Here is an 11,417-nt window from a genome sequence, read left to right on the forward strand (position 1 = left end):
TCCTGCAAAGTACCTCAAGGAAACAGAAAATAAGTATTGTATGTTAATTGGTCAGTCGTAGTTTTTTTTGAATTCGCACTTGCTGCAGAGGTAACTAGACATAGAACTAGTACAAACGACATGAGTACTCCTATAATTTTTTTCATCCTACCACTGCCTTTCTGGATCGATTGATATTTCTGATAATGATGTTAGGAATGATCAACAGCAGCACAATAGAGCCGTAAACCCCTATTGTATAGCTGGTAGCGTAGTTGAGACCAAATCCCTGATAAAAAAGGGAGGTGATGAGATGAATTGTCATGTTCGTAAAACAAAAGGCGTAACTTCGGATCATCCAGTTCCGGTGCCGAATGATGCGTTTCTTTTTGATTTGTACAAGCGCCGTAATGGTGATAAACAGCCATATTAGATTAAGAGCGTTGAACCCCATACTGCTTATTTTTCCTCCGGTAGCATAAGGAGCCATATATCCGGAAGTAATCACGACAAGAAGGACGGATACTAAATAAACGTAGCCGTTTATACGGTGGAACTTGCGGCTTTTTTCAAGGACGCGGTTGGAGAAGTTGAGCAACCCTGTCGCCATGGCGATGCAGGCAAACGCAACATGAACGTGCATAACGTTGATCCAGACCGGAAGATTAAGTTCGCGCTTCAGGCCGATTTTATGGCTTATAAACGCCTTTGCTTCGGGATCGATAATAAAATTGGCCACCAAAGCGTAAAGGATAAATAGAATACTGATGCAGGCCAATAAGCCGTATGATATTTTCCACTCCTTCATGCGATCCATCCCCTCATTTTAATTGCCAAATCGCATTTATGGGTTAGGTAACACGCTTGCCTGTTAATTTGGATGCAGGCAGTATGCCGGCCCTGGCGAATCCAATCATGTCATCTCCACGCACGGTAACTTCGAATTTTAGATTTAACCGCATAGGTTTCGTGACGCGCAGCGACCAGGTGAGCTTATTGTCCTGAAGTAAGGGATTTATAAACTCGACCGTCTCATCCCCTTGTGTAGCCTGGCCTTGGACCAACCCATTCCTTATGGAAATGGAGAGCTTGACCTCCAGTTTTCCAACAGGCGTAGCAATTGTTGTATCCCAATCCCCGTCGAAGTCAGATTCTCCGGGTAATTTTATATCCGGGGTATCATAAATCATCCCCATATTGTTCGTCGCGTTCGTTTCTTCGTCGGTCTCTGCCTTGTGAGAGCCAGGCGCCCTTCCTTCTTCCCGCCAGACCGTTCCTCTCCGTTCGTATTCGAACAGTTGCTCTACCGCGTGCGCGATGCGCGGTCCAAGCTCGCGTTCCACCAGATACAGCGCTACATCGAGTCCCGAAGTAACGCCGCCACCAGTGACCAGGTTGCCGCTATCCACTACGCGTGCAGGAACGGGAATGGCTCCGGTTGCTCCAAGTACATCCATGCCCAGATGATGCGTTACCGCTGGTCTGCCCTCCAAGAGCCCTCCCATGGCCAGTAACAGGGAACCGCCGCAAACCGTGGCAACGATGATGTCATTTTGCCCGAGTGCTTGCTCAATCATTTCAACCAATTCGGTATTCAGTGCCCGCGACAGAATGGCTGGGGGCGAATTCGGCCCATCTCCTTCGACGTCGCCCGACGCGCCAGGTACAAGAATGATGCCTGTTCGTTCCGGGTTCAGTCTGCCACTCGCTTCAATTTTTAACCCGTTGATGCCGCTGGTGACGGATCTCGGCCCTTCAGCGGTAACGAATTCTACGCTTAACGCGTGTTCAGCATACATTGCCGCGGCACAAAAAACTTCGTAAGGTGCAATGGCATCCAGAAGGTCAAAGCCATCAAAAAGCACGACTTGAACCGTTAACATCCATAAACCTCCTCATATTCAAAGTCAATAGATTGATCCTCGAACCTGCGGATCGTATCAGGGAAAAGTTATTTTGTCAGAAGATCCTTCAGCCTGTGATATTCCTTCTCGTCGATTTCACCACTCGCCATCCGACCTTTTAGAATCAATGCGATGTCACGGTCTTTTGGATTGGAATCTCTGTAGCGATGACAAATCAGATAAATTCGAATTGCGACAAAAGAAAAAAGCGTAAGACAAAATAGAGCACCGAATGGAAAAAATGAGAAACTTCCGTATTCCAAGTTTGTCAACCTCCTTCATCCGTTTTTGCGTAGAACGGGCCCTAACTCGCGATATTTGCTGTCCGACTCGGCAAGAAGTATCGTAACAAACGAGTATCTCAAATGAAGTTGTATAAAGGTCACAAAACAATAAACAAATCATCACAAATTAGGTGGTTCTGTTTGTTGCATGGGGTTAAATGATAAACTAGTTTTCAAAGGTGGGATATTCATGAGTGAAATCAGTACCATACTGGTTGTAGACGATGATCAAAGCATTGTTGAACTATTGAGCGACTTTTTAGAGTATGAAAATTATCGCGTTATAACCGCTTGCGATTCTGTTCAAGCTTGGACATTGTTTGAGCAGAATTCCATTCATTGTATTGTTCTTGACATCATGATGCCGGGTCAAAACGGGTTTGAGTTATGTCGCCGGATTCGGGAGAAGAGTAACGTTCCGATCCTTTTCTTGAGCGCACGCAGCGACGATGTGGACAAGATTCGCGGCCTGACGCTCGGCGGCGATGATTATATTGTCAAAACCGCTTCACCCGGTGAAATTGTAGCCAGGATAAAAGCTGTACTACGACGTTCTGTTTCCCAACTGCAAATGAGTGAGAGAATCTTGGATTTTGGCCGCATCAAGCTAAATCTATCCACAAGAGAAGTATTCGTGGATGGGAAGAGTGTAGTGCTCACCCCGAGGGAATATGAATTATTGCGATTATTTGCCGAACACCCCAGGCATGTTTTTTCATATGAACAGATACTTTCGAAATTTTGGAATGGGGTAGGTGACAGGCATACGATTCGGGTGCACATCGGTCGACTTCGCGAGAAAATTGAATCCGATCCGAACCATCCTCAATACCTAGTCAACGTATGGGGAATAGGGTATCGCTTCGAGGGAGGTTAAGATGAGAACACTTCGTATTCGTTCGTTTACTATACTGCTTTTCTTCTTCTTAATGTTAGTGCCGTGGATCTTTTATGTGACAACACACTTCATAGAGACAAAAACGCTCAGCTTCGCAAAAAACGGAGCTCAAGCCGAGATTCTGCAAGGACAATGGATCGAGAAGATCGTACAGCTGATCGAAACCAATTCGAACAAATGGAGGGATCCGAATTGGCAAAACCAATTGCATCATGAGTTGCAACAAGCGAAAATGGAAGCGGCTATTCTATCTGCATCAGATCAAGAAATTTACCGTTCTAATCCACAGAGCCATGGCATATTGCCTTCTACCGAACGGTTCTCCATTATAGAGGACGGGCATTTGCTCGGAAAGGTCATTATTTATCTTCCGAAGTCAAATGCGGCTAAGTTCATTTCGATATTTACCGGGCTATTGTTAGCTTTTTTTATTGTCGGTGTTGAAATGCGAAGGTTTCTTCTTAAGCCTCTCGAAAAGATGAGCTTTGCAGCCAGAAAAGTCGCTGCAGGAGATTGGGACGTAGAGTTGCCTGGATCCTATATCACCGAAATCTCTGAGGTACGCGATGCATTCGAAATGATGGTGAATGGAATGCAAAAAGCTTTTCAAAAACAAGCGGAATTGGAAGAAGAGCGCCGATTCGTCATTACAGCTGTCGCTCATGATTTGCGTACCCCATTGTTCGCTTTACGAGGTTACTTGGATGGTCTGGAACAAGGCATTGCCCAATCCCCGGATAAAATAACCAAATATTTGGCCGTTTGTAAGGAAAAATCGGCGCAATTGGACCGGTTGGTAGAGGACCTGTTCACATTTACAAAGATGGAGCATGTGCAGATGGATCTTCATCATCAGAAGATTGATATTAAATTCATCATCCTGAAATCGATTGACAGTTTAAGTCCGCTAGCTCGCCAAAAGAACCTCTCGATTTCGACCCATATTGAAGACGACTGCTTCATTAACGGTGATGTGCATTTATTGGAACGAGCGATGAACAATTTGTTGGATAATGCCGTCAGACACACACCCTCGTATGGTGAAATTGTTGTTCAATGTTATAAAGAAGGTAACAAAATAAAGTTTATGATCCGTGATACCGGCCCGGGCTTCTCCTCGGAAGAACTACATCGAGTTTTTGAACCTCTATATCGTGGTGAAGCATCTAGAAATCGTTCAACTGGAGGTAGCGGATTAGGGCTGACCATTTCACAACGAATTGTAAGGCTTCACGGAGGTGAGCTCTCCGCAGGCAACCATTCGGAAGGCGGAGCGCTGCTAACGGGTTGGATACCTGTAACTAACCCAGGCTAAAATCGAAGAACGAACGTTACTGGACAATTTTCCTGATCACAATAAGGAAACATCCCCTGAAGTTCTTTGCTTTGTGGGATAGCGCCAGCAGATAAAAGGCATACCTCAAATACCCTGATTGAAAAGCCATGATACCAAAAGAATTACAATTAGCCATGGAGCCTCCGTCTTGGACGCAGTTTCCGCTCATGTTATGATAACTTAATCAACACAAATCATTTCCGAAAGGTTGAGATTTTCCTGCCATCGGTAACGACCATTGCAATGAAGCTCTTGGGAAAAGATCCTGAGAGCTTTTCATTGTAGATGAACAGAAAAGGAGAAATAAACATGATTCGGAAATCAGCATTGATTGTGTATCTGATCATTTCTTTCGGTTGGACATGGGGGTGTTGGATTTCAGCTTATCGGTGGAGCAGATCGACAGACCATTTTTTACGAACGGATATGACGATTTTTCATCTTGCCGGAAATTTTTCCATTGTTCAACTGTTATTCGCACTAGGCGTGTTCGGTCCTTTGCTCGGATTCCTTGCGGTCCGTACCCGAGAGGGAGTTATACTGTTCAGACGTCCGGGTCGAGCTGATATCCGTTTCGCATTATCTATTCCGATCGTGATCGCAATTCCGATGTTCGTACTCAGCATCCTGCTCAGCAGTTTGGCGGATGCAACATGGCAAGCGGTTGCGTTATCCGTAATCGGATATTTCATTTCAAATGTGCTGACAAGCGGAACCGAGGAGTTTGGTTGGCGCGGATATCTGTATCCTTATTTGAAGACAAGGGAACAAGATTTCTGGCACGCTGCATGGAAGGGGGGCTTCATCTGGGCATTATGGCACTATCCGTTGCTCTTTATTTTGTATGTGGACGCGGGGCTGGCTGTTCTTGTGCCTTCTCTGATTGGATTTACAGCGTCCATCGTCGCCATGAACTATATCACCAATTTTATCTTTGAACGATCAGGCTCCATCCTGCTTGTGATGGTGTTGCATGCCTTGAACAATACGGTCAGTTTTACTTTGATCAGTCTGTACCCGGAAACACCGTTCACGATTGTGAGCAGTCTGATGGCGTGGGCGGTTGTCGGATACTTGGAGAAAACATGGACAACTGGCGGCTGGCCGAGGACGAGTGAATGAACAGATCAATGTAGTGGTAATCTGGCAAGATAACTACTGCATGATATCCCGTTTCAGTCATTCGGCGTCCATTTAGCCGTACAGTGGTGAGAGCCACTACCCGCTGCTCGTGTCTGCGATCAGCCAGTTCGCTATCGACTGACGCGACAGTTTCACCCCTGACCGCATAAACAGTTGTTCCTGACGATAACGGTGCAGCACCCCACGTATTTCTGATTCACCACAATCGATGGCGAGGTCGAGTGCCCAGACACCATGGGCACAGGTATGAGACAGGTGAGGATTGGCGCGTATCGTTTAAGCAGGGCATGCTGAACATTTCGCTTTTTAGCCGTGCACGACGGGTCTAGCGTGCAGCAGCGCGATGATGACGATAAAGCTCCTGGATGACCAGCAGTTCTTTGACAGACCTCGTGTCAGCCGAGTTGTCGCCGCTCGCTTTCGTTGACGAGAGCTGGGCGGCGATTTCTTACGCTTGGATAATTTCGCAGAGCTCATTTTTTCTTGAGCAGTGTGTGAACGAATACTGGTAAGCAGTTTTAATTAGTCGAATATAAAAATAAAACCCGGATAAATCTTTGATCGTCTCGATCTGTCCCATCTTGAGCATCTCCCCGTCCCCATAACCTTTCGCTTCTCTCTATGAATAGGATACAGGAGTCTTCTGTTGCGGTCTATTCCCCCACGATTTATTGGGGGATTTCTGCTTGTTTTTTCCGGGGATTTCACTTTGCTCTTTCGGGGTACTTTTAGTCTACATTACACACTCGATTAGCCGGCTGCCCGAAGCGTTGGATCTTCCTGTCGAACCGCGCTTGCACACGAGTTATCTGCCGCAGGAGATGATTCGTTTTATTGGTCGTACATGGGAGGGGGCGCCTCTTGAGGAGCATCATCTTATTGAATTTTCCCGTTTTTACTACAAAGAGTGGCTTGAGCGGTTGAATCGGCAAAAACCGCGAATTGAACAAACGAAAAAGGCCTTTCGTGACTCCTCCCTTCAGATGGATGAGATCGACCAAGAGGTAAAACGTTTGGATAACAAGTGGGAGCACCTTCATTCGTCTGTTGAAGAAAAAAGGGAAACCTTTAAAAAGGTTATGAAATGAAGCAAATTGAACTGCAGATGATCGGAGAAGCCGGATCTTGACGGGAGATCAGCTGGGGTTCCAATCACGTGCACGATTCATCGTATAACGGGCACATGGTTTGCGCTTCCGCCCGGACCGCGTCCCTCATCTCGGCGGGCATGAGCGCTTTCGCTTGTCTTCCATAACCGAGCACAATGGAGCAAGCGGAGTCGAGCGTATGGAACTCGACCTCCTCCTCGACCCATCCATTGGCAGGCAAAGCTGTGGCAGCCTCCGCAGCCGACCATCCCGTTGGTCGACTACTAATCATTCTATTGCGCCGTCAGGATTTGTGGACCTTCAGCCGTGATGGCGATCGTATGCTCGTATTGGGCGGCAAGCTTACGGTCCAGCGTCCGCGCGGTCCAGCCGTCCGGATCGATTGTCATGTAATAGGTGCCTTCGGTGATCATGGGCTCGATCGTGAACACCATGCCTTCCTTGATGCGGGGGCCTTTGCCGGGATTGCCGATATGCACATAAGTCGGCTCCTCGTGCAGGTCACGACCGATGCCATGGGCGAGAAGGTCGCGCACGACGCCGAAGCCGTGCGACTCCGCATGCCGCTGGATCGCGCTTGTCACGTCACCGAGCCGATTGCCGGGCTGCGCCTGCGCGATGCCGAGGTCAAGGCATTCCTTCGTGACGCGCATCAGCTTCTCGGCCGTAGGCGAGATCTTCCCGACCGCATAGCTCCAGGCCGAATCGCCGAGCCAGCCGTCGAGCTCCGCAACCGTGTCGATCGTCACGATATCGCCTTCCTCAAGTGGCTTATCGCTAGGAAATCCATGCGCGATCACGTCGTTGACGGAGGCGCACGTCGCATATGGATAGCCCTTGTAGCCCTTCTCGTATGGCTTGGCGCCATGCTTCAAAATAATGTCCTCGAATATGCGATCAATCTCGTTCGTCGTGATGCCCGGTTTGATGAGCGGGGCGATCGTGCGATGGCATTCGGCCACCACTTGGCATGCCTTGCGGATGGCCTCAATTTCATGCTTGCTTTTTAGGATAATCATGTTCGTATCAGGACTCCTTCGTAATAGCTTGCATTGCGAGCTGGGCGATTCGATCGACGTCCAACTCGGAAGCGCCCGTATAGTAGCGTAGCCCGCTGCAGCCGACCAGCACGACAAGCATATGGTCGACGCTGTCGTCTTCGCGCCGGGCGATCGATTGAAGCGGGACGTACAAGCGTTCCATGAATCGTCTCTTGACGGGGTGCCGATCCTTCTCAGGCAAGCCTGCATAATGTTCCGCCGCCATTTTGTAGACGAGATATGCGCGGGCATCCGACTGCCACAGCCGGAGCAACGCCTTGCAATACGTCAACAGTTGACTATCATTCGGGCTTCCGCCTCTGATATTCGCCCATTCTGCCAGGGCTTGCTCGCATCGCTCGAAGCCGCTATCCAGCACATCTTCGATTAATAAATGTCGGTTGGGGTAATAATGGTATACCGTGCCGTAACCGAGTTTGGCCTCGCGGGCGACGTCGCGAATATCAAAGCTGCCTCCCGTGCGGAAGTAGGCGTGCGCGGCGGCGTCCAGGATCTGTTCTCTGCGCTGCATGCGGATCAGCTCATTTTGTTCTTTGGTACGGGGGCACATGGACGAATGAACCTCCTTGTTTAGACCTGCAAATTTGTCGATGAAAATATAATAAAGCATGGGGCGAGGAGATGCAAATATTCAGGCGACAGTAGCAGCATTAAGTTCCTCACGGATAACGATCGTTGAACTTTGCTCAGCTGCGAATCTCGAAAAGCGAGCCCCATGTAGAGAAAGGGAGCTCGCTTTTTTAAACGATGATTTTGTCTTTCGTTGTGTCATAAAAGCGAGGCAGCAAGTTGTACAGATTAGGGCGATTTTGGACTCATATTAAAGTCGACCGGCGCAATGCCTTCCGCTCGCCACACCGTGCCTCTTTTCTCGTACTCGAATAACTGTTCTACAGCATTCGCGATTTGGGGCCCTGATTCGGGTTTGCTGAACGATTTTTATCCCGCGCTTCATTCAGCAAATTCAGATCGGTCGGATACGCCACATCCGCCGGGGCGCAGGTGGCGTCCACCAACAGTGTCCCTTGATTCGGTTGTTCTGGCGTTTCCGACGCCGCGGTGGAATCGATGGCCTCATCGGTCTCAAGTTCGGACGCTTCCGGTGGCGCCGCCGATCACGTTGCTTGGATCGTTGTCATCGTCTCTCATTTCCTTCGCGCCCTCGGTGGCGATGATCTCGTTCAGCTCGGCCAGCACGTCCGTCAGACGTTTGCGGAAATGCGTCATCATGGAATGGTGGAACGGCGGCTTCATGACAAATCCGGGCAAACCGATGAAGTATTGCATATAGGGATTCTCGCTGATCGACGCCAGGGTTTCTCTATCGGTCAACTGCATGCGCTCCTGAATGATCAGCGCGCCGAGCCCATCCGCAGGCTGATCGTTTGCTGACCGCGGAAGGTGTCTTTGAAGAAACGACCGTATTTCTGTTCAGCCGCCGCCCACGACACCAACTGAGCCAACTGAACCCAGCGATTCCCTTCATCCAGTTTTCCGCCGAAGGGAAGAAAGAAATCGCCAGGCAGGATCAATTGATTGTCGAGGTGTGCTGTCGTCTTGAACATTTTCATCGCTCCTTCTGCAAGGATTTTGGGCTGTTTTCCGAAGATTCCTTTGCATATGATTTCGACATACAAATCCCGAATCCCTTGTGCTTACTCGACCGAACCCCATAATACTGGAGGTACTCTTCTTTTTCAAAGTTCAATATAATTCATTACAGGAATAGCTCCTAACATTTTTTGTTTTGACAAAAGAGTAAGCGATTACAGTAGGCAACGGAGTTCCTTGATTTTCTTTTATGTTACATAACTCAACTTTTGCACCTAGAAAATCAATGTAAAACCAGTTGTAGAACGGTCTTACGGTCTGTTGAATAGCCAGCTTGCCAAAATAGAAAAACACCACTTCGTTTGGTAAAGTGAGAGTGTCAAGCCATCACTACCAGACAGAACCATCATGATAGACCATCAGCCCGATCTGAATCAACTGCCAAACGAATTAAAGCCTGCTTTTCAAGAACTGAAAGTGATGAAACATCTTCAACAAGCCGGATTCCGTAAGCGATTTGGCTTTAGCTGTGCTCGGCTATTCCAACTCGTCTTTGTCCTTCTGTTTCACCAGAAGAATTGGTTTCGACTGCTCGAGAGCAGCAAGGGCGACTCCTTTCCCGGCAAGGATGCCGTCTATCGTTTCCTCAACCATGCAGGCTTTGCCTGGCGTCGTTTTCTGACGTCGCTCAGCGTCGCGACGGTGCAGAAGGTCAGCGTGCTTACGTCGGCAGATCGGACACCGTCTTCATCGTCGACGATTCCATGTTCGAACGCAACCGCAGCAAAGCCGTTGAGTTGCTGGCCAGGTTCAAAGATCATGCCACCGGCGCTTATTACAAGGGATTTCGTATGCTCACCCTGGGATGGTCCGACGGCCATACCTTCCTGCCGCTGGACTTCGCGCTGCTCAGTTCCGGCAAATCTGCCATTAACGGCATGAACGAGAAGATCGACAAACGGACGAACGGGTATAAGCGACGTCAAGAAGCACTCCTGTCGGCTCCGCAGGTGATTGTATCGATGTTGGATCGCGCGCTTGCCGCCGGAGCCACGGCCTCCTATGTCTTGATGGACAGTTGGTTCACGCACGCGCCCCTCATTGGCGAGATCGCCTCCCGCGGGCTCGACGTGATCGGCATGGTCAAGAACGACAATAAGCGTTTCCTTGTTCAAGGCCGGAAGCTGTCGCTCAAAGAACTATACACCGCAGCGTCTCCGGTGCAAAGCAAGAAACGAGGCATCCTTCGTTCGATTCGAACCGAGCTTGCCTCCGGCATACCGGTTCACGTGGTATTCGTCCGTCATCGCACGAAGAAGAACGAATGGCTCGCGGTGCTGACGACGGATCTTTCCCTCTCCGTGGAGGACGTGATCCGTATTTACGGGATCCGCTGGGGCATCGAGGTCTTCTTCAAGTGCACCAAGTCGCTGCTTCGTTTGCAGAAGGAGTTTCAAGGCCGCTCCTATGATTTACTGATCAGCCATACGACGATTGTATTCTCCCGCTATATTTTGCTGGCCTGGCAGCATCGGCAAAGTACGGATGCTCGCTCGTTCGGCGGTCTGTTTTATGTGTTGTGCGACGAAGTTGGCACATTGGACTGGGCCATCGCCTTGCAGCAACTGCTCGATCTGATCAACGAAATCACTACGAAAGCAGGAAAAAAGCTTTCGGCTCTGATTCAACGTCAACTCCAGCAATGGATTGCAACTTTACCCAGCTACATCAAGGCCTGTTTGCCCATTTCATGCTGCGAAAGTTGAGTTACATAACCCTTCCCTCCCATTAAATTTCATAGCTATCAGAAAAAGATACTGAAGCAATATCATGTTGTCTACTATATGATGACGATTGAAATCAGAATATGTAACAGAAGAGATCAAAATTATTATGTTACTATCTTTTCTGATTCTTATGAAGTCGCTTTTTGCGGATTGGATGCCCGTTACAGAACAAACATTGTCATTAGTTTTGAAAAAGAATATTACGTTACCTCGGGCAACACCTACAGAGTGGTGACAACAGCCACTATCAAAGAGAGGAACAGAATTTTAGAAACCGCAACTAGCACCTCGGCCCAAGTAAAATACTAACTATTTATTTGAACCATTAGAAATAGACAATAGTAGCGGTAGAGACAATAATCGTT

At 48.5% G+C, this 11,417-nt stretch carries 10 protein-coding genes and 4 pseudogenes; 5 read left to right on the forward strand and 9 right to left on the reverse strand.

All coding sequences use genetic code 11. The features are described 5' to 3' along the window. Window positions 1-142 precede the first annotated feature (142 nt). The 3 genes from ACFQ03_RS22970 to ACFQ03_RS22980 all read right to left on the reverse strand — a co-directional run bounded on the left by ACFQ03_RS22970 (window position 143) and on the right by ACFQ03_RS22980 (window position 2,146). The gene (locus ACFQ03_RS22970) at window positions 143-787 is read right to left on the reverse strand and encodes a DUF2306 domain-containing protein (protein ID WP_036623456.1); all 645 of its coding nucleotides are present in this window, start codon (window positions 785-787) and stop codon (window positions 143-145) included. A gap of 43 nt (window positions 788-830) precedes the next feature. Further along, window positions 831-1,862, reverse strand: coding sequence for a DJ-1/PfpI family protein (locus ACFQ03_RS22975; protein WP_036623458.1), 1,032 nt, complete (start codon window positions 1,860-1,862; stop codon window positions 831-833). Between the two features lie 68 nt (window positions 1,863-1,930). Beyond that, entirely contained in the window at window positions 1,931-2,146 is a 216-nt protein-coding gene (locus ACFQ03_RS22980) for a hypothetical protein (RefSeq protein WP_379291258.1), read from the reverse strand. Window positions 2,147-2,357: 211 nt separating this feature from the next. Between ACFQ03_RS22980 and ACFQ03_RS22985 the strand changes: the two genes are divergently transcribed. The 4 genes from ACFQ03_RS22985 (at window position 2,358) to ACFQ03_RS23000 (ending at window position 6,632) form a co-directional block, all read left to right on the forward strand. Then, a complete protein-coding gene (locus ACFQ03_RS22985; RefSeq protein ID WP_036628261.1) occupies window positions 2,358-3,044 on the forward strand; it encodes a response regulator transcription factor in 687 nt (228 codons plus the stop codon). A gap of 1 nt (window position 3,045) precedes the next feature. After that, window positions 3,046-4,380 (forward strand): sensor histidine kinase, encoded by a 1,335-nt coding sequence (locus tag ACFQ03_RS22990; RefSeq protein WP_036623462.1) that lies wholly within the window; start codon window positions 3,046-3,048, stop codon window positions 4,378-4,380. A 330-nt stretch (window positions 4,381-4,710) separates the two neighbouring features. Further along, complete coding sequence (locus tag ACFQ03_RS22995; RefSeq protein ID WP_036623465.1) at window positions 4,711-5,523, forward strand: CPBP family intramembrane glutamic endopeptidase; 813 nt, start codon at window positions 4,711-4,713, stop codon at window positions 5,521-5,523. A 707-nt stretch (window positions 5,524-6,230) separates the two neighbouring features. Next, window positions 6,231-6,632, forward strand: coding sequence for a hypothetical protein (locus ACFQ03_RS23000; protein ID WP_036623467.1), 402 nt, complete (start codon window positions 6,231-6,233; stop codon window positions 6,630-6,632). Window positions 6,633-6,696: 64 nt separating this feature from the next. Here the strand turns inward: ACFQ03_RS23000 and ACFQ03_RS23005 are convergent, their stop codons facing one another. The 6 genes and pseudogenes from ACFQ03_RS23005 to ACFQ03_RS23030 form a co-directional block, all read right to left on the reverse strand. Next, on the reverse strand, window positions 6,697-6,873 hold the full coding sequence (locus ACFQ03_RS23005) for a WYL domain-containing protein (RefSeq protein ID WP_240534143.1): 177 nt from the start codon (window positions 6,871-6,873) through the stop codon (window positions 6,697-6,699). Window positions 6,874-6,925: 52 nt separating this feature from the next. Beyond that, window positions 6,926-7,672, reverse strand: coding sequence for a type I methionyl aminopeptidase (map, locus tag ACFQ03_RS23010; RefSeq protein ID WP_036623469.1), 747 nt, complete (start codon window positions 7,670-7,672; stop codon window positions 6,926-6,928). A gap of 7 nt (window positions 7,673-7,679) precedes the next feature. Beyond that, on the reverse strand, window positions 7,680-8,264 hold the full coding sequence (locus ACFQ03_RS23015; protein ID WP_036623471.1) for a TetR/AcrR family transcriptional regulator: 585 nt from the start codon (window positions 8,262-8,264) through the stop codon (window positions 7,680-7,682). 248 nt (window positions 8,265-8,512) lie between these two features. Beyond that, a pseudogene (locus ACFQ03_RS23020) lies at window positions 8,513-8,635 on the reverse strand (DJ-1/PfpI family protein); the annotation flags it as partial. Between the two features lie 17 nt (window positions 8,636-8,652). Then, window positions 8,653-8,821: pseudogene (locus tag ACFQ03_RS23025) on the reverse strand (IS5/IS1182 family transposase); the annotation flags it as partial. Window positions 8,822-8,848: 27 nt separating this feature from the next. Continuing rightward, window positions 8,849-9,279 (reverse strand): annotated as a pseudogene (locus tag ACFQ03_RS23030) (transposase); the annotation flags it as partial. 394 nt (window positions 9,280-9,673) lie between these two features. On the opposite strand from ACFQ03_RS23030, the pseudogene ACFQ03_RS23035 reads away from it, so the two are divergent. Further along, a pseudogene (locus tag ACFQ03_RS23035) lies at window positions 9,674-11,031 on the forward strand (IS4 family transposase). The last annotated feature ends 386 nt before the right edge of the window (window positions 11,032-11,417 follow it).

Origin of the sequence: Paenibacillus residui, from assembly GCF_042677205.1 — a bacterium.
GTDB classification, from domain to species: domain Bacteria; phylum Bacillota; class Bacilli; order Paenibacillales; family NBRC-103111; genus Paenibacillus_L; species Paenibacillus_L residui.